Origin of the sequence: uncultured Devosia sp. (assembly GCF_964244875.1) — a bacterium.
Taxonomy (GTDB): domain Bacteria; phylum Pseudomonadota; class Alphaproteobacteria; order Rhizobiales; family Devosiaceae; genus Devosia.
In genome coordinates this window covers 187,328-208,031 of sequence record NZ_CAXTKA010000001.1, presented here as the reverse complement: position 1 = coordinate 208,031, position 20,704 = coordinate 187,328, and the positions used below count along the sequence as shown (strand labels likewise).

18 protein-coding genes are annotated in these 20,704 nt (G+C 65.9%); 16 read left to right on the top strand and 2 right to left on the bottom strand.

Annotation, left to right across the window (positions count from 1 at the left end):
- The first annotated feature begins 69 nt into the window (after window positions 1-69).
- From ACFE8X_RS00865 to ACFE8X_RS00815, 11 genes are all read left to right on the top strand, one after another.
- Window positions 70-690 carry a TIGR02217 family protein gene (locus ACFE8X_RS00865; protein WP_375449541.1) on the top strand — a complete coding sequence of 207 codons (621 nt, stop codon included), beginning with the start codon at window positions 70-72 and terminating at the stop codon, window positions 688-690.
- A complete protein-coding gene (locus tag ACFE8X_RS00860) occupies window positions 687-1,577 on the top strand; it encodes a DUF2163 domain-containing protein (protein ID WP_375449540.1) in 891 nt (296 codons plus the stop codon). Before ACFE8X_RS00865 ends, ACFE8X_RS00860 begins: the two co-directional genes overlap by 4 nt.
- Entirely contained in the window at window positions 1,574-2,023 is a 450-nt protein-coding gene (locus ACFE8X_RS00855; protein ID WP_375449539.1) for an NlpC/P60 family protein, read from the top strand. Before ACFE8X_RS00860 ends, ACFE8X_RS00855 begins: the two co-directional genes overlap by 4 nt.
- Before the next feature lie 69 nt (window positions 2,024-2,092).
- Complete coding sequence (locus ACFE8X_RS00850; protein WP_375449538.1) at window positions 2,093-5,818, top strand: glycoside hydrolase/phage tail family protein; 3,726 nt, start codon at window positions 2,093-2,095, stop codon at window positions 5,816-5,818.
- The gene (locus ACFE8X_RS00845; protein WP_375449537.1) at window positions 5,811-6,578 is read left to right on the top strand and encodes a glycoside hydrolase family 108 protein; all 768 of its coding nucleotides are present in this window, start codon (window positions 5,811-5,813) and stop codon (window positions 6,576-6,578) included. The genes ACFE8X_RS00850 and ACFE8X_RS00845 overlap by 8 nt, the downstream gene beginning before the upstream one ends.
- Window positions 6,579-7,078: 500 nt before the next feature.
- Entirely contained in the window at window positions 7,079-7,381 is a 303-nt protein-coding gene (locus tag ACFE8X_RS00840; RefSeq protein WP_375449857.1) for a DUF2335 domain-containing protein, read from the top strand.
- A 52-nt stretch (window positions 7,382-7,433) separates the two neighbouring features.
- Window positions 7,434-7,721, top strand: a complete 288-nt coding sequence (locus ACFE8X_RS00835; protein ID WP_375449536.1) for a hypothetical protein — start codon at window positions 7,434-7,436, stop codon at window positions 7,719-7,721.
- Between the two features lie 29 nt (window positions 7,722-7,750).
- Window positions 7,751-8,410: a response regulator transcription factor gene (locus ACFE8X_RS00830; protein WP_375449535.1), complete on the top strand. Its 660-nt coding sequence runs from the start codon at window positions 7,751-7,753 to the stop codon at window positions 8,408-8,410.
- 5 nt (window positions 8,411-8,415) lie between these two features.
- A complete protein-coding gene (locus ACFE8X_RS00825) occupies window positions 8,416-9,783 on the top strand; it encodes an ATP-binding protein (protein ID WP_375449534.1) in 1,368 nt (455 codons plus the stop codon).
- Window positions 9,784-9,857: 74 nt separating this feature from the next.
- On the top strand, window positions 9,858-10,334 hold the full coding sequence (locus tag ACFE8X_RS00820) for a hypothetical protein (RefSeq protein WP_375449533.1): 477 nt from the start codon (window positions 9,858-9,860) through the stop codon (window positions 10,332-10,334).
- Window positions 10,335-10,429: 95 nt separating this feature from the next.
- Window positions 10,430-11,626 (top strand): hypothetical protein, encoded by a 1,197-nt coding sequence (locus ACFE8X_RS00815; RefSeq protein WP_375449532.1) that lies wholly within the window; start codon window positions 10,430-10,432, stop codon window positions 11,624-11,626.
- On the opposite strand, the gene ACFE8X_RS00810 is transcribed toward ACFE8X_RS00815, so the two are convergent.
- Window positions 11,588-13,633: an FAD-dependent oxidoreductase gene (locus tag ACFE8X_RS00810; protein ID WP_375449531.1), complete on the bottom strand. Its 2,046-nt coding sequence runs from the start codon at window positions 13,631-13,633 to the stop codon at window positions 11,588-11,590. The genes ACFE8X_RS00815 and ACFE8X_RS00810 overlap by 39 nt on opposite strands.
- Entirely contained in the window at window positions 13,630-14,706 is a 1,077-nt protein-coding gene (locus tag ACFE8X_RS00805; protein WP_375449530.1) for a hypothetical protein, read from the bottom strand. The genes ACFE8X_RS00810 and ACFE8X_RS00805 overlap by 4 nt, the downstream gene beginning before the upstream one ends.
- 87 nt (window positions 14,707-14,793) lie before the next feature.
- Between ACFE8X_RS00805 and ccmI the strand changes: the two genes are divergently transcribed.
- The 5 genes from ccmI to ACFE8X_RS00780 all read left to right on the top strand — a co-directional run bounded on the left by ccmI (window position 14,794) and on the right by ACFE8X_RS00780 (window position 20,657).
- Window positions 14,794-15,912 carry a c-type cytochrome biogenesis protein CcmI gene (gene ccmI / locus ACFE8X_RS00800; protein WP_375449529.1) on the top strand — a complete coding sequence of 373 codons (1,119 nt, stop codon included), beginning with the start codon at window positions 14,794-14,796 and terminating at the stop codon, window positions 15,910-15,912.
- Entirely contained in the window at window positions 15,909-16,382 is a 474-nt protein-coding gene (ccmE, locus tag ACFE8X_RS00795) for a cytochrome c maturation protein CcmE (protein WP_375449528.1), read from the top strand. The genes ccmI and ccmE overlap by 4 nt, the downstream gene beginning before the upstream one ends.
- 160 nt (window positions 16,383-16,542) lie before the next feature.
- Entirely contained in the window at window positions 16,543-18,516 is a 1,974-nt protein-coding gene (locus ACFE8X_RS00790; protein WP_375449527.1) for a heme lyase CcmF/NrfE family subunit, read from the top strand.
- Window positions 18,513-18,992, top strand: a complete 480-nt coding sequence (locus ACFE8X_RS00785; protein ID WP_375449526.1) for a cytochrome c-type biogenesis protein CcmH — start codon at window positions 18,513-18,515, stop codon at window positions 18,990-18,992. Before ACFE8X_RS00790 ends, ACFE8X_RS00785 begins: the two co-directional genes overlap by 4 nt.
- A gap of 183 nt (window positions 18,993-19,175) precedes the next feature.
- The gene (locus ACFE8X_RS00780) at window positions 19,176-20,657 is read left to right on the top strand and encodes a Do family serine endopeptidase (RefSeq protein WP_375449525.1); all 1,482 of its coding nucleotides are present in this window, start codon (window positions 19,176-19,178) and stop codon (window positions 20,655-20,657) included.
- The last annotated feature ends 47 nt before the right edge of the window (window positions 20,658-20,704 follow it).

Here is a 20,704-nt window from a genome sequence, read left to right as displayed (position 1 = left end):
CGCTTCGCGCGATCCATCCTCTCCCTCAAGGGACGAGAGGTGGCTCCACTCTTTTTAGGGATTTCATCCATGGCTTTTCATGCTGTGCGCTTTCCGCTCGATGTTGCGCTGGGGGCGCGAGGTGGGCCGGAGCGGCGGACCGATGTGGTGACGCTGGCTAGCGGCGCCGAGCAGCGCAACAGCCGGTGGCATCATTCGCGGCGGCGCTACAATGCCGGTTATGGCATCAAGTCGCGCGCCGAAATGCAGGCGGTGCTGGCGTTTTTCGAAGAGCGGCGCGGGCGGCTGCATGGCTTCTTGTGGCGCGACGGGCTGGATTTTTCCTCCAATGGCGGCGTGCCGACGCCGCTCGACCAAGTGTTGGGCAATGGCACCGGTGCGCTGACCAGCTTTGCGCTGCGCAAGGCCTATGGTGCCAGTTTCGATCCGTATTTTCGTGCCATCACGCGGCCGGTGACGGGCAGCGTGCGCGTGGCATTGGGCGGCGTCGAGAAGGTGGGCGGCTGGAGCGTGGATGCAAGCACGGGCGTGATCGGGTTCGCGGTGCCCCCGGCCAATGGCGTGGCGGTGACAGCGGGCTTTCTGTTCGATGTGCCGGTGCGCTTCGATACCGACCGGCTCGATATCGAACTGGCCAGCTTCGACGGGGCCGAGGCGCCCAATATCCCGCTGGTGGAGATCTTGCCGTGAGAACGCTGGATGTGGGATTTGCCGAGCATCTGGCCGGCGGACAGACCACGCTGGCCCAGTGCTGGCGCATCAGGCGCAGCGATGGCGCGGTGCTGGGATTTACCGAGCATGACCGCACGCTGCGGTTCGACGGCACCGATTTCGTGCCTGCGCACGGGCTTGACGGGGCCGAGGCGCCGGCCCGACTGGGCGGGCAGGTCGACACCAGCCAGGTGCTGGGCGTGCTGCATGCCGATGCCATCGCCGAGGACGATATCGTGTTGGGGCGCTATGATGGTGCGGCGGTGGAAACCTGGCGCGTCAACTGGGCGGACGTGAGCCAGCGCCTGCTGCTGCGGCGCGACAGCATCGGCGAGATCGTGCGTGAGGACGGCGTGTTCCGGGCCGAATTGCGGGCGCCCCAAAGCAGCCTCAACGCGCGCCACGGACGCATCTATCAGGGGTTGTGCGACGCCGAACTGGGCGATGGCCGCTGTGGCGTGGACGTCGAGACGCCGGCGAACCGCGGCTTTGCCACTGTCGAGGCGATCGAGGATCGCTATCGGCTACGGGTGAGCGGCATCGAGGCGTTTGGCGAGGGCTGGTTCGGCTTCGGCAGGGGATTGTGGACGCTGGGGCGGCGCGCAGGATTGCGCGACAGCATCTTCGCGCATAGCCGCAACGGGGGCATCGACGTGCTGGCTTTCGGCATGGCGGTAGGCGACTGGGCCCTGCCGGGCGACACGCTGACGCTGACAGCCGGGTGCGACCGGCGCTTCGAGACCTGCCAGGCCAAGTTCGCCAACGCGGTCAGCTTTCGTGGCTTTCCCCATATTCCGGGGATCGATTTCGTGTTGCGCCACCCGCGCGCCGGCGATGCGCTCGACGGACGGGCGGTGGCCAATTGAACCGCGACCGCGTGGTCGCGGCGGCGCGACAATGGCTGGGGACGCCCTATCGCCATCAGGCGGCAACGCCGGGCGCCGGCTGCGACTGCCTGGGATTGTTGCGCGGGGTCTGGCGCACGCTTTACGGCACCGAGCCGATGGCCGTGCCGCCCTACCGGGCCGATATGCGCGATCCTACGCATGCAGGAGCACTGGTGGCAGCGGCGGCGACGTTCCTCGTGCCCGTCGAGGGGGCGTTGGCGGCGGGGCAGGTGCTGCTGTTCCGGCTCAACGGCCTGGTGGCGGCCAAGCATTGCGGGATCCTGGTTGCTCCCGACCGGTTCATCCATGCCCAGGAGCGGCTCGGCGTGGTCGAGGCGGCGCTGACCGAAGCCTGGGCCCGGCGGGTCAGCGGACGGTATGAATTTCCGGTGGTTGGCGGCGGCATCGCGGACTCCTCACCCTGAAATTCTGCTGAACGCGCATTTCTGTCCCTCCCCCTCAGGGGGCCGGGGCCTCTTCAACAGGAAACAATCATGGCAACGCTTGCGCTTTCGCTGGCTGGCAATTTCGTCGGAGGCCTGGTGGGCGGGCCGCTGGGCGCGACCATCGGGCGGGCGTTGGGGGCATTGGCGGGCAGCGCCATCGATGGGGTGCTGTTTGGCGAGGACCAGCCGAAAGCCGTGGGCGGCGATGTGCGGCTGCAGGGGTCCTCGGAGGGCGGGGCGGTGCCGCGGCTTTATGGCTGGAGCCGGCTGAGCGGCAATATCATCTGGGCCCGCGAACTCGAAGTGCTGGGCGGCGAAAATGCCGGCGCCAAGGGGATGGCGCCGCAGGACACCGAGGACGAAATCGCCGCCAGCTTCGCCGTGGCCTTCTGCGAGGGCGAGGTGCATCGGCTGGGCCGCATCTGGGCCGACGGGCAATTGCTGGAAACCAACGGGCTGACGCTGCGCTTTTATCGCGGCACCGAGACGCAATTGCCCGATGGGCTGATCGAGGCCACGCAGGGCCAGGCGCCCGCCTATCGCGGGATCTGCTACCTCGTGGTCGAGCAACTACCCCTGGGGCGGTTCGGCAATCGCATTCCCCAGTTGAGCGTCGAGCTGTGCCGGGTGGTGGGTGATCTGGAGCCGGCAATCCGCGCCGTGACGGTGATCCCGGGCGCCACCGAATTCGGCTATGACCCGAGCCCGCGCGTGCGCCTCGTGGGCCGGGGCCAGACGGTGGGCGAAAACACCCACATGGCCAAGAGCCTGAGCGACTGGAGCTGGTCGATCGACGAGCTGACGGCCCTGTGCCCGAACCTGGAGCACGTGGCGCTGGTGGTCGCCTGGTTCGGCAACGACCTGCGCTGTGGCCAGTGCACTCTTGGCCCGCGCGTCGAAAGCACCAGCCGCACCATCGAAGGCACCAGCTGGAGGGTCGCCGGACTGGGGCGCAGCCAGGTGCCGGTGGTGTCCAGCCACAATGGCGGGCCGGCCTATGGCGGCACCCCGTCCGATGCGGCGGTCAAGGCGGCCATCGCCGACCTCAAGGCGCACGGCGTCGCGGTGACGCTCTATCCGATCATCCTGATGGACGTGGCGGCGGGCAACAGCCTGCCGGACCCTTATGGCGGAACCGGGCAACCCGCTTATCCCTGGCGGGGCCGGATCACCTGCGACCCGGCGCCGGGAGTGGCCGGCTCGCCCGACAAGAGCGGAGTGGCAGCGGCGCAGGTTGCCACTTTTACCACCGGCTACCGCGCGATGATGCTGCATTACGCCCAGTTGGCGCAAGGCGCGGGCGGCGTCGATGCGATCCTGATCGGCTCGGAAATGCGTGGATTGACCACGGTGCGCGGCGCGGCCAACAGCTTTCCCTTCGTTGGTGCCCTGGTGACGCTGGCGGCGGATGTGCGCGCCATTGTCGGCAGCACCACCAAGATCACCTATGCGGCCGACTGGAGCGAATATTCGGGCTACCAGCCCCAAAGCGAGAAGTTCTTCCATCTCGATCCGCTCTGGGCGTCGCCGGCCATCACGGCCGTAAGCATCGACAATTACATGCCGCTGGCCGATTGGCGCGACGGCTCCGGTCATCCTGATGCGACACTGGCCACGACGCCCTATGAGCTGGACTACCTGGCCGGCAATATCGCGGCGGGCGAGGGGTTCGACTGGTATTATGCCAACGACACCGACCGGCTGGCGGGCACGCGGACGCCGATCAGCGACGGCGGCTATGGCGAACCCTGGATGTTCCGCTTCAAGGACATCCGCGCCTGGTGGAGCCATTGGCATTACGACCGGCCGGCGGGGGTACGCAGCGGCGTGCCGACCGGGTGGGTGCCAGGCTCCAAGCCGGTCTGGTTCACCGAACTGGGCTGCGGCGCGGTCGACAAGGGGGCCAACCAGCCCAACATCTTTGGCGACGACAAAAGCGCCGAAAGCGGGCGGCCGTATTTTTCCAGCGGCGCTCCCGACCCGCTAATGCAGCGGCAATTCCTGCGCGCCCATCAGCGGTTCTGGCGTGATCCGGCCAACAACCCCGCCGGCATGGTCGATGTCGCGAGAATCTACCACTGGACCTGGGATGCTCGGCCCTATCCGGCGTTTCCCGCTCAAACGGCCGTGTGGGCCGACGGGCCCAACCATCGTACCGGCCACTGGCTGACCGGCCGGCTGGGCGCTGTGGCCAGCGACGAGCTGGCACGCGCCGTCGCTGCCGACCATGGCGCAACGCTTGCGGCAATGCCGGCGCAGCCGTTGGTGCAAGGCTATGTGTTGGAGCAGACAACGACCGGCCGCGATGCGCTCGAACCGCTGGTGGACGCCACGGGATTGAGCCTGCGGGCTGGTAGCGCCGGCCTGGAACTGGGGCAGGCCCAAAGCCGAGCGGCGCTAGACATCCAGGGCACGGCGCTGGTGCGCCAGGATGGCGCGGTGCTGTCGCGCCGGCGCGGCGATCCCGCGGAAACCGCAGGGCGGCTGAGCCTGAGCTTTATCGATCGCGAGCGCGACTATCAGACCGGCACCGTGACCGCCCTGCGCGGCGCCGGGCCGCTGGCCGGAAAATCGCTGCCGCTGGTGCTCGATCTTGGCGGCGCGCGGGTCGCGGCGGAGCAGAGCTTGCTGGCTCAAGGCGGCGAGCGCGAAACGCTCGAATTCACCCTGCCACCCAGCGCTCTGGCGCTGGAGCCCGGCGATGTGATTGCGCTGGCCGGCATTGTCGAAGGCCCGTTCGAAATCACCGAAATTCGTGACGCCGAGGCGCGGCGGATCACGGCGCGAACGCTGGTGGCATCGGCGCCTATCGCGGTTTCGGTCGATCCGGCGCGTGCGTCGGGGCCCAGCGCTTTCGTGCAATCGCGGCCTGTCGTGGTCGCGGCGCATCTGCCGCCGGCGCTCGACGATCCGGCGCGAACGCGGCTGGCGCTGGCAGCATTTGCCCAGCCCTGGCCGGGCGCCGTGGGTATTGTCGATGGCAATGGCACCAGCGTCGCGCGGCTGACCCGACGGGCGGTGATGGGGGAAACCCAGACTGCCCTTGTCGTTGGCCCGCAGGGCATCTGGGACCGCTGGACCACGCTGACGGTCAAGCTCGATGCCGGCCATCTGGCGGCCATGGATGCCTTGGCGGTGCTGGCGGGTGCCAACCGCATTGCGGTGCAAACCGATAGCGGTGAGTGGGAAATCATCGGGTTCGCGCAGGCGGACCTCGTCGCTCCATCGACCTATCGGCTGAGCCAGTTGCTGCGGGGGCAGGCGGGGACGGTGCCGGCGATCGGCCCGGCTGCCGTCGGGCGACAGGTCATGCTGCTCGACGTGCGGGTGGGCCTGGTCGCGGCCGGCGCGCAATGGTTGGGCACCACGCTCTATTTGCGCGCCTATGCCGGCAGCGACGACCTGGCCGGAACGGCGCTGGTGGCCCAATTCGGGCTGGGACCGGCCCTCCCGCTGGCGCCCGTGCATCTGCGGGCACGGCGCAGTGGCGGCGATATCGCGTTGGGCTGGACCCGTTGCAGCCGCGCCGACGGCGATAACTGGAGTGCCGGCGACGCCCCGCTGGAGCATATGCCCGACCGCTATGCAGTGCGCATTTTCGACGGCGCCGTGCTCAAGCGCAGCTTCGAGTCCGGCACGCCGGGGACGATCTATGCGGCCGCCGACCAGATCGCCGATTTCGGCGGCTCGGCAGGCCAGTTCGACTTCACGGTGCAGCAAATCAGCCCGGTCCTGGGACCGGGGCACCTCAGCAGGGGACACTTTCATGGCTGAAACGCGCTTCGAGCTTTGCCTCGACCAGGTGCTGCAATGGGAAGGCGGCTATGCCGACCATCCCAGCGATCCGGGCGGCGCCACCAATCTGGGGATTACGCGCAAGACGCTGGCGCGCTGGCGCGCGGTGACGCCCTGGTGGTCGCTGGCCAAGACGGAGGTGCAAAACCTCGAACGCTCCGAGGCGGCAAAGATTTATAAAGGCGCCTATTGGGACCGCATCAATGCCGAGAAAGTGCCGGCTGGGCTCGATTTGGCGCTGTTCGACTTCGCCGTGAACTCGGGCCCCGACCGCGCGATCAAGTCGCTGCAGCGGCAACTCAAGGTCGTTGCCGACGGGCAGGTCGGACCGCTGACGCTGGACGCCATCAAGACCGCCATCGCGCTCAAGGGCACGGCCGGCCTCATCGATGCCCTATGCGATCAACGCCTGGATTTCCTGACGCGGCTGACGACCTTCGCCGTCTTCGGCAAGGGCTGGACGACCCGCGTCGCCGCGATCCGCAAAGCGGCTCTCGCCGCAGCGGGTGCCACGCCTTCCCGTTCGACTGAACCTCAAACCTGGAGCAGAACCATGGCTATTTTTTCGGGCTACAAGACCTATATCGTTGCCGCCTTCATGCTGATCGCGGGCCTTGCCCAAGTGCTGGGCATCGACCTGCCCAGCCTTGACGGCGCGTCGGCCGGCCACCTGATCATGGAATCTTTGGCGGTAATCTTCCTGCGCCAGGGCGTGAAGGGCGATATCGGCAAGGCTTGAGGGGTATGGAAATTGCCGTTGAATATGACCATAACACCGAATACGGTTTCCTGGTCATTCAGGGCTGGTTAATCCCGCTGGAACATAGTTTTGTGAACAAACGTTGAGCTCGAGGCTCGCGAGACGCATATGGGCGGCATGAAAAGAACGTTACACACATTCATTTTCTCGAAAACCGCTCGTGGCCTTGTTGCCGGACTGTATGCGCCTGGCCGCGTGTTTGCCCATAAGCCCATATTGCCTAACCCAAAGTACGATGGCAGTGTGGAAAAGGCATGGGCTGATGTGGGTAACGTTTTTCGCCAAGTCCTGAACGAGGAAACTCATCTTGGCAAAAAGGCCCCAAGCCGTCGCGACCCCAAAGCCAAAATCCCAGCCTAAAGACCCGTTACAGGAAGAAATTGACCGTCAAATCGGCCCGCTGGTCCCTCAAGGTCAGCGGGAAGAAATAGTAAAACGTGTCGTGGGTGTAGTTTTATCAAGAAAATTTTGCTGGACCCATCGCCTATCCCAGGCATCTGGCCGCCTATGACGATATCGTGCCAGGGTCTGCCGAACGCATAATAGCCATGGCCGAGAAGGCACAAAATCATAATATTACAATGCAGCAACAGTCACTGGGTGCTGAGATTGCGGATCAAAAGCGAGGAATGTATCTAGGCGCTGCCATTCTGCTTATACTGGTAGTTGCTGCGTTCTCAGCTGGTGCAATATATGACAACAATGTCTTGGCCGGCCTGTTATTGGGAGCCGCTGTTCTTAATGTCGTGGCTCTTTTCATACGGGGACGGTCGAACGCGTGACGCCAAGCTGCTATTCATGTCCCATTCAGCAACTTTGACCTAGGTTGCCGCCATGACCATTGTGATCTCCAAGTTCATCGCGCCGCTGGTGCTGGCCCTGGCCCTGGCAGTTGCGGGGTCAAGCGCGGCCCAGGCAGCGTGCCTGTCGTCGCTCGATGCGCAAAAGGCGGCGGAGTCCGGGGAGATCAAGTCGCTGGCGGCAGTGCTGGCTTCGGCGGGAATCGACGGCAGCGTGGAAATTCTCAGCCGGCAGGTCTGTGACGAAGGCGGGCGGCTGGTTTATGTTATTGGGGTGATCAAGGACGGCGAGGCGCAGAACCTGGTTCTGGACGCCCAATAATGCGCGGTCATGGGTCAGGGGGATGATCGATGCGTATTCTAGTGGTCGAGGACGATGCCAATCTCAACCGGCAGCTCAAGGAAGCGCTGACCGAGGCCGGCTATGCCGTCGATGTGGCCTTTGATGGCGAGGAGGGCCATTATCTGGGCGATACCGAACCCTATGACGCCATCGTGCTCGATATCGGCCTGCCGCAAATGGACGGATTGTCGGTGCTGGAGGAATGGCGCCGAGCGGGCAAGACCGTGCCGGTGCTGTTGCTGACCGCACGCGACCGCTGGAGCGACAAGGTCCAGGGCATCGATGCGGGCGCCGACGACTATGTCGCCAAGCCGTTTCACATGGAGGAAATCCTCGCCCGTATCCGCGCGCTGGTGCGGCGGGCGGCGGGGCACGCCTCCAATGAGATCACGGCAGGCTCGGTGCGGCTCGACGCGCGTTCGGGCAAGGTCACGGTGGCTGGACAATCGGTCAAACTGACCAGCCACGAATTGCGGCTCCTGAGCTATCTCATGCACCACAAGGGCAAGGTGATCTCGCGCACGGAACTGACCGAGCATCTCTATGACCAGGATTTCGATCGCGACAGCAACACCATCGAGGTGTTCGTGGGGCGGCTGCGCAAGAAGCTGCCGGACGATTGTATCCAGACCGTGCGGGGCCTTGGCTATCAGATCGCGGAAGACTGACCGCTTTGCGTAAGGGCTCGATCGCCGCGTCGCTGTTTTGGCTCTCAGCCGGCTGGCTGATCGTGGCGCTGGTGGCGACCGGGTTCCTGTTGACGGATCTGTATTCCCGCGCGCTCGATACGAGCCTGTCCGAAACGCTGGAGTTTCACGTCGAAAGCCTGGCCGGCGACCTGCTGGAAAGCGGCAATCCGCTCAGCGATACCATTTCGCTGACCGATCCCCGGTTCAACCGGCCGCGTTCGGGCTGGTATTGGACCATTCGTGATGCCGATGGCCAGCTTTACAATCTGTCCACCTCGGTCGTGGGCATCGTGCTGCCGGCGGTTACGGGTTCCTCCGATATCTCGGGCATGCGCACCGCCGTGCTGGACGACGCCTTCGGCACGCGCATGCGGGTGATCGAGCGGACCGTGACGATCGCGTCCAAGACCTACCGGATCGTGGTGACGGGCAGCCTGAGCGAGGTGCTCAAGCTGGTCGACGATTTCCGCGGGCAGACCTTCATCGTGCTGGGCGCGGTGGGGGCGATGCTGGCGATCATGAGCGTGATCGTGGCGCGCATCGCCATGCGGCCGATCTCGCGGCTGCGCAACGCCATCGAACGCGTGCGCGAGGGCGATGCCGAGACGGTGGGCGGGGTCTATCCCAATGAGATCGCCCCGCTGGCCGAGGAGGTCAACGAATTGCTGCGCTCCAATGCGCAGATCATCGAGCGGGCCCGCAACCAGGTGGGCAACCTGGCCCATGGCCTCAAGACGCCGATCGCCGTGCTGCGCAACGAAGCCGGCGCCAAGAAAGGGGTCCTGGCCGAGGTGGTGCTGACCGAAAGCGAGAAGATGAGCACCATGGTGGCGACTTATCTCGAGCGGGCGCGGCTGGCCGCACGCACCTCCGTCGTCGGCAAGAAAGCCGATGGCACCATGATCATGTTGCGGCTGACCCGGGTGATGCGCAAGATCCATCCCGATTGCACCATCGCCTTTCAGCGCCCGGACGCTTCGCTGCCCTGGTTCCGGGGCGATGAGGCCGACCTCGAGGAAATGGCCGGCAATCTCCTGGACAATGCCTGCAAATGGTCCAAGGGGCAGGTGGGGGTGCGCCTTTTGGCCGAACGCGGCGACACCGGCACGATGCTGTTGATTCGAATTGACGACAATGGGCCGGGCCTGTCCGACGAGGACGCCCACAAAGTGTTGCGCCGCGGTGTCAGGCTGGACGAGAAAACGCCCGGCAGCGGGCTAGGGCTCGATATCGTCAAGGAACTGGTGGATGTGTATGGCGGCAGCCTGGACCTGCGGCGTTCGGCGCTGGGCGGGCTGCTGGCGGAATTGCGTCTTCCCACGTCCCGGCTGACCGGCATGACCAAGAGTTGATCGACCCCCTCGATCCGACGCACTTTCGCCTCATTGCAAAAACATTGAAGCTTAGCCGATCACGAGACCCAGATATGACCCTTGCCCTTCGCCTCGCCACGCCGTTGCTCGCCTTGACCCTGGCTGCCTGTGCCAGCACCGCTCCGACGACCCAGATGGCCCAGGCCCCGGTCGTGGCGGCACCGGTATTCGTGGCGCCCGTGGGCCCCAGCCCGGCGCAGACCACCCAGGCGGCGCTGCTGACCACCAGCATCGCCAATGGCTTCGTCGATCCGGCGGCGCTGGCGATGATGACGAGCAAGGATTCTGCGGAAGCCAACAGCGCGCAGTTCTATGCGCTGCAGTTCGGCCGGCCCGGCGCGCCCCGCCAGTGGTCCGGCGACAAGGGCTCCACCGGCGCTGTCGCCGTCGGTCCCTATGTGCGGGTCAACAATCTCGATTGCCGCGACTTCACCCACACCGTCAAGATCGGCGGCCAGGACTATGTCAAGAAGGGCACGGCGTGCCGCGAGCAGGCCGGCAACTGGACCGTGGTTCAGGCCGCCGCCTGATATTCGTGATCGTGCGACCTGTTGGCGGGTAAACATTGTTTACCAGCGGCGGGTTAGGGTTAGGCAAGTCGTCGTTTCCCAACCCGATCGCTTTCATGCCCACACTTGCCGACCGTAATCTTACCGATGCCCCCCAGGAGGAGCGTCAGGTGGCGCTGCCTGCGGTAGCGCGCCCGTTTCTCGGGCTGATCGACGCGGTGATCGTGGAAGATCCCGTGGCGTTCCCCTTCGCGGGTTCGGTCGGCCGCAAGGCGGCGCAGGCAGCCTGGGTCTGGGTGGTGCGCGACCTGTGCGCCGACCTGCTCGAGCATGTCGAGACCATGGCCGCCGCAGACCTGCAGGCTTTGCTGCCGCAAATTCTGACGCACATGCAGGAAGGGCTCAGGCAGGCCGACGATTTTGAGACCGGCCGCCGGCTGCGCGCGCAATTGGGCAGCGATGAAGCCCGCGAACGGCTCCCGATCGTCATCCATGCGTTGCGCTGCCGGACGTTGCTGGGCAAGGCGCAAGCCTTCGGCAAGGCCGCCAACACCATTGCCGACGATGCCGCGCTGGGCGTGGCGCTGCAATCCATGCCGCTGCGGGACGTGCCGGTCGCTTCGCTGCTGCTGCATGCCGCCATGGGACAGATCAGCAATCCCACCCGCGTGGTCACAAGCGTGCTGCGCGTTGCCGGGGGCAGCACGGAGGCCCATATCCAGCGGTCCGGCTTTTCGCCACTGATCGACGCCATCCTCGCCCATGCGCAAAACCAGCTTCCGGCCCTCCACCCGTTGGGACCGTTCGCCGATATCGACCTGACGTGCCGTGCGCTGGATCGCTTTCATCGCCTGGCGCGCGCGCTGACCGGCTACGTGGAGTTTTCCCGCGGCAGTCAATGGACCGGCGTCCTGGCAGCGGTGACCAAGCAGGTATCCGACCGCATCGAGCCGCGTCTCAAGGACGTGGTGGCCGATATGAACCAGTCGCTGCGCAAGGCGCGCGACGGGGTGGACCGGCTCGATCACGACCGGCTGCTGGCGGCGCTCAATGGGGTCTATCTGTTGGCGACCATCCGCGAGTGCCGCGACTCGCTGGCGCTCAATGCCCTGTTCGACCAGGCGTGGAGCCAGTCGGGCCAGGCGCTCGAGCTGCACCTCAACCGCAATCTGGAACTGCTGCGGGCCAATCCGGCCGATAAACTCGTGGGAACGCGGCTGGACGCGGGCATCAAGATGGCTGAAATCCGCTTCAACCCGGACTACGCCGAAACGCTACGCCGGGCTCGCCTCACTGCCGAGCGCCGCAATTGACGCCGGCGGATCGACCGGCTCGACCAGCCTGACCGCGACCGGTCGCCCTTGGTCAAGCACCGTCATGCCCTCGCCCGGTTGCGGCGATGGCTTGCCGATCAGGGCGATGGTTTTATCCCCCTCAAGCGCCACGACCGCGCCAATGGCCTGTCGGGGGTCGTCCTGGTCCGAATTGAGGAAAATCAGCGCGCCGACCGGCAAGGTGCGTGGTTCCGACGGCGCGACAATCCAGAGATGGGCACTGAGCCCGAACCGGCCGACAAGATAGTCCGGAACGTATGGCGCCGGCGCTTGCGGGCTCAGATCGGGCAGCAGGGCCAGGCGGGCCGCATCGATCAGATCGCCGCTGGCCACGGCGCGCTCCTGGGCCACGATGCTGACGCTCTCGGCCGGAATGCCGCCCAGCTGCATGCCGGCCACGACATCGCCGATACCCAAGGCGCGCGGCTGATCGGCCAGTGACCAGGACCGTTGCGGCCGCCGGAACGGCCACCAAGCCGGGCCGCTGGGCGGACGAGGATCAGGCGGCTGGATCAGGTTGAGCCCCCCATCGAGATAACTTGGCTGTTGCATCGTTTCGGACCGCGAGACGGCAGGCGTCGGCCCGTCCGGCGTTTCGTATATCGGATCGATGGACAGCTCCACCACCGGGGTCCGGGGCGCGCCGTTGAGCGCATCGATGGCATCCCGGCCGCTATGCAGGCACGCGTGCTTGCTGACATAGCCGGCCGCACTGCCGGCCAGGGCAATGCCGCCCGGCCCGAACGTCGGCTCGATCCGGCGCCGCTCGGGGCTCCAGCGGCTCTTGCCGCCGGCCATGTGCCACAAGGTCAAATCGGGCTGCCAGCCGCCGCAAACCAGGAGGATATCTGTTGCGACGGGGGCCTCCATGGCGCTGTAGCCATCGAACGCCAGTTGCAGCGTCACCGTAAGCCCAAGGCCTTTGGCCGCCGGTTCTGCCAAGGCGGCGACCGTGCCGCCCGCCTGCGTAATGCCATAGGCGCGCGAATATTCGATGAACCGCGACTGCGGATCGGTGCGGCTGTCGGCGATCTTGCTGGTGGCGATGCCGGCGTCGCTCAGCAGCATCGGCAGCCGATAGGCGGCGCCATGCACGGTTGCGAGCAAGGCCGCGCGTCCCGTGAATACGCCATAGCGTTCGGCCAGCAGATAGGCCTCGAGCGTGCTCATCACCCGCGGCAGGCGATTGCCGGGAAACACCGGCAGCCGCTCGATGGCGCCGGTGGCCAGAACCACGCGAGGCGCGAGCAGATCGATGACTTCGCCCGAGACCATAACGCCATCAATGGTAACCCGGTGCGCCCGGACCCGGCCGGGTCGGACCGCAAGCGCCTCGGTCCGCAGCAGAACGGTGATGGCTTCGTGTGCATCCACCATGCCGACCAGCCGACGGATCGATGCGTCGGGCGTCTCGTCACCCTCCTGCGCGCCGAAATAGCGGGCGCTGCCGCCCAGCATGGGTGTGCTTTCGAGCAGCGTCACTTTTGCCCCGGCTCGAGCCGCCGCAATGGCGGCGCTCATGCCCGCGACACCACCGCCGACCACGATGACGTCAGTGGCGATCTGCGATTGCGGCGCTTGATCGTGCCAGGGCAGGGCCACTGTGCCGCGATCCAGGTCCTGGCCCAACGAGCGTCGCCTTTGGCCCAAGGCGGGCAGGCGCCAGCGTGGGTTGCTGCTCCCAACGAGATGCAGGTTTGCCCCATCGATTGCCGGCATGCGCGTCATGGGCAAGGCTTGCGCCACCTGTCCACGCATCGCGGTAACGGCCGGCGCGAAGCGCGCGCCAAGGCCGATCGGCCATCCGCCCGATTTCCCTACCGTATCGACGCCCGAGGCCAGCAGTGCGCTCAGCACCGTGTCGCCGGCAAAGCCATGCACCAGGGCCCCGTCGAGCCGGAATTTCAGCGGCCTGGTGCGGTCGATGGCGCTGCCGCTGAACGCATGCGGCGCCGCGATGTCCAGCCGGTTGGGTTGACCCTTCATGCGGTGGCCAGCGCTGCAGGCGCGTAGTCGGCCACGATCGAGGGCGACAGGCTGCGCCCGGCCAGGCGCGCCGCGAAATAATCCGTCTCTTCGGGCCGCGCCGTGCCGGTGCACCAGCGGGCCAAAGCGGGCGCCAGAAACGCGCCGATGCTGCCAAGACCGGCCAGCACCTGCGGGCCGTCTCCGACGCGGCCCATGACGGGCGCACCATCGCGGCTGCGCAAGCGCTCATGGCCCGCCCCGCCGGCCTGGCGCAATTGGCGATTGGCACCCAGCAAAACCCCGATTTCGGACACGCAGCGGTCGTGATCCCCCGCCCCGATCGCGATCACGCCCCGATGGTTGGCCTGGACGAACGCCAAGTCCGCATCCACCTGCACCATGACGCGCGACGCCATGGCAAAAGTCGGCTCGGTAAGGATCGTCGTCATCGGCTGCCGGATGAACAAGCGGTCCACGCTATCGGCAGGCAGATAGGCCAGGATCGCTTCGTCATCGGCCAGGATGGTGCGGCCCGCCAACGTGACGTCGTCGCCCCGAACGAGCCGCGCTCCACCATCGGGCGAGACCGTTATCTCCGTTTGCGACCACGGCAACCTGTCCACCGCCATGCCGTCCAGCCAGCGATCAAGGATCGGTTCGAGCCGGTCGCGCTGCAGATGCACCGCATCGCGCAGCACGATACCGGCGCGGCCCCTGCCGAACTGGTCGGCAGGGAGGCGCTCGACGGCATGGCCAAATCCCAAGGCACTGCTGAGCGTAAATGCCAGGGCCTGCTGGCCGGCCGGGGTGGCGGCAAACAGGATCGGATCGAGCCGTTGGATACTGGTGCGGCCACCGATACGAGCCAGCAGCTTGACCGTTTCGGGTACGGCTTGCGCCAGCACGGCCCAGCTGTCCGGCCGGGTCAATGGCCCCACCGACAGATCGATGCCGCGCGGTAGCCGGAATGCGGCGTGGCTGTCACCCGCCCAGACCACGGTTTGGCCGTGCGTGCTGGCCAGCAATCCCGCCAGCAGCCGGGCCAGGGGCGTCGAGCCGATAATGGCATAATCGACATGGCGTTCGCTCATGCGACAATCGCGCCCTGTGGCAATGCGTCCGGCACAAGCTTGCGTGTTTCGGTGGTTTTTCGCCGCATTTGGCTTATAGCTCGCCTCTTGCCGCAAGCCGACGTCAAGCGCCCCGGGTCCATGCTGTTCTGGTTCATTGCCATCGCCGTAACCGCCATCGCCTGCGCTGCTCTGTATTATGCGGCGGCAGGACGCATGGTCAACGCGAGCGGACCTGAATTGGGCGACTCCAACAGCCATTTTCGCCTGGTGCTGGCCGGCATCGATGCCGATCTGGCCAATGGCACGCTGGGCGAGCCCGAAGCCGTTGCCGCCAAGGGCGAATTGGCGCGCGAACTGCTGCGGCATCAGGGCGAGGCCACGGCAAGTTCGAAGAACGAACTCGGGCGCGGCGCGATTCTTGCCTGTGCTGCGGCGATCGCCATGATCAGCCTTTTGACCTATGCCATGCTTGGCAGTCCCGGCCTGCCCGGCCAGCCGCTGGCGGGCCGCGCCGAGGTGGCGGCCAGGGATATCGATCTTGACACGGCGGTGAGCCGCATCGAGCAGCAATTGGCGAGCAATCCAAACGATTTGCGCGGCTGGACGGTGATCGCCCCGGTTTACCTGCAGACGGCTCGCTACGCGGAAGCCGAACACGCCTACCGCCGGATCATCGCGCTAGGCGGCGCTACCGCGCAAACCCAGACCAGCCTGGCTGAAACGCTGATGCTGCAAGCCGATGGGGCCGCTGCCGGCGAGGCCATGACGCTGCTCCAGAGCGCGGCGGCAAGCGATCCCGGTCACGTGCTGTCACGCCTCTATATCGCCGCCGAGTTGACCCGGACCGCCCGCTATGACGAGGCTGTCGCGGCATGGGATGCGGTTCTGGCGCTTTCCAAGGGCAACGAATCTTGGCTTGCCGCAGCGAGGGAGGGCAGGGCGGTCGCGGACAATCGGGGCGTGGTGCCCGCAGGTGCCGCAACGGGCGCGGCAACCGCCGATGCCATCAGCCAGATGGTGTCGGGACTGGCGACCCGGCTGGCGGCCGAGGGCGGCACCATTGAAGAATGGACCCAACTGGTGCGCGCCTATGTCGTGATGGGCGACCTTGCCAAGGCCCAAACCGCCTATGATGATGCGCGCGCCGCCTATCCCAGGGCCTTCGAGCGCGGCGAACTCGATACCATTGCCCTCGATGCCGGATTGCAGGGAACCACGCCATGACCATGCCATCCGCCATGCGCCGCAAGGGCTGGACTCGCAAGCAGAAACGCCTGGCGGTGATCGCGGGGCTCGCTGCCGTCATCGCGCTGGCAACGACGCTGGTGCTGGTGGCATTGCGCGACCAGATCGTATTTTTCTATTCACCCTCCGATATCGCCACGCGCGACGTTGCCCCCGGCCAGCCGATCCGGCTGGGCGGGCTGGTCAAGGACGGCTCCTGGATCCGCGACGGCGACAGCAATGTGTTCGTCGTGACCGACGGGCGGGCCGACCTCAGCGCATCCTATACCGGCATCCTGCCCGACCTGTTCCGTGAGGGGCAGGGCGTGGTCGCCGAGGGCAGCCTGACGCCGGACGGCAAATTCCTCGCCAGCAACGTGCTGGCCAAGCACGACGAAAACTACATCCCCAAGGAAGTCGTCGAGGCGCTCAAGGCCAGCGGCGAATGGCGGCCGGAGGGGGCGCAATGATGGATTCGCGCTTGCAGATCGACCCCCACCTAGCCTCCCCCTTCCAGGGGGAGGGACTGTTCCGTGGACTTGACTCGATAGCGCCTGCTGAGTGGAGAGGTTCCTCCCCCTCCCAGGGGGAGGTTAGGTGGGGGTTGCCGGAGCACGCAGGAACCAGATCATGAGCATCGAACTGGGCCATTTCGCGCTGATCCTCGCCTTCGCCATTTCGGCAGTGTCGGCCATTGGCGGTTATCTGTTCTGGCGCAGCGGCGCGCGGATTTCGCGCTTTCTGAGCCAGGGCGCGGTGTTACAATTCGTGCTGGTGGCGGCCGCTTTTGCCGCATTGATCCAGGCCTTCGTCACCTCCGATTTTTCCCTGGCGCTGGCCGCCAACAATTCCCATTCGCTCAAGCCGCTGATTTTCAAGATATCGGGCGTCTGGGGCAATCATGAGGGCTCCATGGTCCTCTGGGTTTTGATTTTAGTCAGTTTCGGCGCCCTGGTCGCGGCGTTCGGGCGGCGCCTGCCGGCCGATCTGCTCAGCCTGGTGCTGGCGACGCAAAGCCTGCTGGTCGCCGCCTTCGCCGGATTTACCCTGTTCACCTCCAACCCGTTCGAGCGCATGGTGCCGCCCCCCCTCGATGGCGCCGATCTCAATCCGGTGCTGCAGGATATCGGCCTCGCTATCCATCCGCCGCTGCTTTACGCCGGCTATGTCGGCTTTTCGATCTGCTTTTCCTTTGCCATCGGCGCACTGATTTCGGGCCGCATCGACCAGGCCTGGGCGCGCTGGGTGCGGCCCTGGGCGGTGCTGAGCTGGTTGTTCCTGACCCTGGGCATCGCCATGGGCTCCTACTGGGCCTATTACGAGCTGGGCTGGGGCGGCTGGTGGTTCTGGGACCCGGTGGAGAATGCCAGCTTCATGCCCTGGCTGGCCGGGACAGCGCTGCTGCATTCGGCGCTAGTGATGGAAAAGCGCAATGCGCTCAAAATCTGGACGATTTTTTTGTCCATCATCACTTTTTCGTTGTCGCTGCTCGGCACGTTCCTGGTGCGCTCGGGCATTCTGACCTCGGTGCATACCTTTGCCAGCGACCCGACGCGCGGGCTGGTGCTCCTGGCGCTGCTGGCGCTGGTGATCGGCGGCGCCTTCGTGCTGTTCGCGCTGCGCGCCTCGGCTTTGCGCAGTGGCGGGCTGTTCGCGCCGGTCAGCCGCGAAGGTGCCTTGATCCTCAACAATCTGTTCCTGGCCACCGCTATGGGCGCGGTCCTGGTCGGCACGCTCTATCCGCTATTGCTCGACGCTCTGGCCGGCACCACCATTTCGGTGGGCGCCCCCTTTTTCAATCTCACCTTTGCGGCCTTGATGGCGCCCTTGCTGCTGGTGCTGCCCTTCGGGCCCATGCTGGCTTGGAAGCGTGCCGACGTGGTTGGCGCCGCCCAGCGCCTGATCGGGGCGGCGGCGCTGGCGATTTTCCTCACCATCCTGATTTCAGCCCTGGGCGGGGTCTCCATCTCGATGGCCCCCATCGGATTGCTGCTCGGCTTCTGGGTGGCCTTCGGCGCCCTGGCCGAACTGATCGACCGCAGCCGGCTGGGCCGCATACCCCTGCCGGAAAGCTGGCGGCGCCTTGTCGGCCTGCCCCGTTCGGCCTGGTCGACCGCGATTGCCCATTTCGGCGTCGGCATCGCCGTGCTCGGCATCGTCGCCGCAACCGCCTGGGAAACCGAATTGGTCACCACGCTGAACCCCGGCGAACGCGCCGAATTGTCCGGCTACACCATCGCTTTTGACAGCTTCACCCAAGTGCAGGGCAGCAACTACCTGGCTGACCAGGGGCACTTCACCATCACCGCGCCAGGTGGGGAAACCCGCACCATCGTGCCCGAGCGCCGCACCTATGTGGCCACCGGCACCCCGACCACGGAAGCGGCGATCACCACCTACGGTTTTTCCCAGCTCTACCTGCAATTGGGCGAGCCGCTGCGCGACACTCACGTCGTTCGCATCTGGCACAAGCCCTATATCACGCTGATCTGGATCGGCGCCCTGCTGATGGCTGCGGCGGGCGCCCTGTCGCTCACCGACCGGCGGCAGCGCGTCGGCGCCCCGCGCCAGGCCGCAAAGCCATTGCCGAGGCCGGCCGAATGAACTGGCTGCGCGCCCTTGCCCTATGCGTCATCCTGGCGATAACCCCTGCCGCCTTCGCGGTTGGCCCTGACGAAATCCTGGCCGATCCGGCGTTGGAGCAGCGGGCGCGCGATATCTCGGCCGAACTTCGCTGCCTCGTCTGCCAAAATCAATCCATCGATGACAGCGATGCCGATCTCGCCAAGGATTTGCGTGTCCTGGTGCGTGAGCGCCTGGTGGCCGGCGACAGCGACGAGGCTGTGCGGCAGTATCTGGTCGATCGCTATGGCGAGTTCGTGCTGTTGCGCCCGCGTGTGGAGGCGCGCACGCTCATTCTCTGGTTTGCCGCCCCCGCGCTCTTGATACTGGGCCTGCTGGTCCTGTTCGTCATGGCCCGGCGTCGCCAAGGCTCCATAGCCGCCGAACTCAGCCCCGACGAGCAGGCCGCCTTGCAGGCTTTGCAGGCATCCAGGGACACCGGCCCACCCTCGCCTTGAATCTCGGGCCGCATTGCCGGTCTGTGCTGCCTGTTACGAAAGTTTAATGTGGGCGCAACCTCGCAGCAAGGCACACCCTTTCATAACCAGGGCCACAAGCTGTTGAGAGCTTAATCCAGGAGATCGATTCTCATGCGCCCGACTATTCTTTCGCGTACCCGCCGCTGGCTCGGAGCCTCTGCCTTGGCGTTGCTCGTCGGCATCGGCGGGGTATCCACGGCATTCGTGCTGACCGGCCAGGCGGCCACTGCCCAGATCCAGCCGGCGGCGCAGATCGTCGTTCCCCCGACGGCCCAGCCGCAGCAGGGTTTTGCCGACCTGGTGGATGCGGTCAAGCCCGCTGTCGTATCGATCCTGGTCGAGGCCACGGAAGGCCCGCAGGACGTGCAGCGCGGCGGCGGCAATTTCAACATGCCCGACCTGCCCAAGGATCATCCCTTCCACGATTTCTTCCAGCAGTTCGGTGATCAGTTCGGCGGTCGCGGCGGCGATCAGCAGGAACCGACCCCTCGCAAATTCATGGCAGCCGGCTCCGGCTTCGTGATCTCGGCCGACGGCTATATCGTCACCAACAATCACGTGGTGGAAAGCGCCACCAAGGTCACCGTAGTCTTCGACAATGGCGATGAAGACACCGCCACTATCGTGGGCACCGACGAGCGCACCGACCTGGCCGTGATCAAGATCGACCAGAAGGACCTGCCCTTTGTCAATTTCGAAACCGATCCGAGCCGCGTTGGCGATTGGGTCGTTGCCGTCGGCAATCCCTTTGGCCTTGGCGGCACCGTCACCGTGGGCGTCATCTCCGGCAAGGGCCGCAATATCGGCGGCTCCAGCTATGGCGATTTCCTGCAGATCGACGCGGCCGTCAATACCGGTAACTCGGGCGGCCCCGCCTTCAACAGCCGCGGCGAGGTGGTCGGCGTCAACACCGCCATCTATTCGCCAAATGGCGGCAATGTGGGCATCGCTTTCGCTATTCCCGCCGCGACCGTCAAGCAGATCGTCGGCCAGCTGATCGATAGCGGCTCGGTGACCCGCGGCTATCTCGGCGTGTCCATTCAGGACGTCACGCGCGATATCGCCGACGGCGTGGGCCTGCCCAACGCCAAGGGTGCCATCGTGCGCGAGCCAAGCGGTGACTCCCCGGCCGGCGCTGCCGGCGTCAAGTCGGGTGACATCATCACCGCCGTCGATGGCGATGCGATCGACGACGCGCTGGACCTCAGCCGCACCATCGCCGGCAAGGCGCCCGACACCACCGTCGAGCTGACCATCTGGCGCGACGGGGCCGAGCAGAAGATCTCGGTCAAGCTGGGTACGCTGACTGAAGATACCGCCCAGGCCGAGCCGACCGCACCGACGCCTCCGGCCGATGTGGCTCCCGCGCCCTCCAGCGTCGGCCTGACCCTGGTGCCGAACTCGGACGGCACCGGCGGCCTGTTGATCCAGGATATAGCTGCGGACAGCCCGGCCGGTGAACGGGGCTTCGCCGTCGGCGATGCCATCCTTGAAGTCGACAACAAGCCGGTGGCCAGTGTCGACGAGTTCGAGGCCGCTCTTGCCGCCGTCAAGACCAAGGGCTTGACTACGGCACTGATCAAAGCCAGCCGTGGTGGCGAAGCCCGCTTCATCGGACTGCCGCTCGCCGCTTCCGCCAACTAAAAACCTTTGGCTCCGGTGTTTGCACCGGAGCTAACCTGCCATTTGGG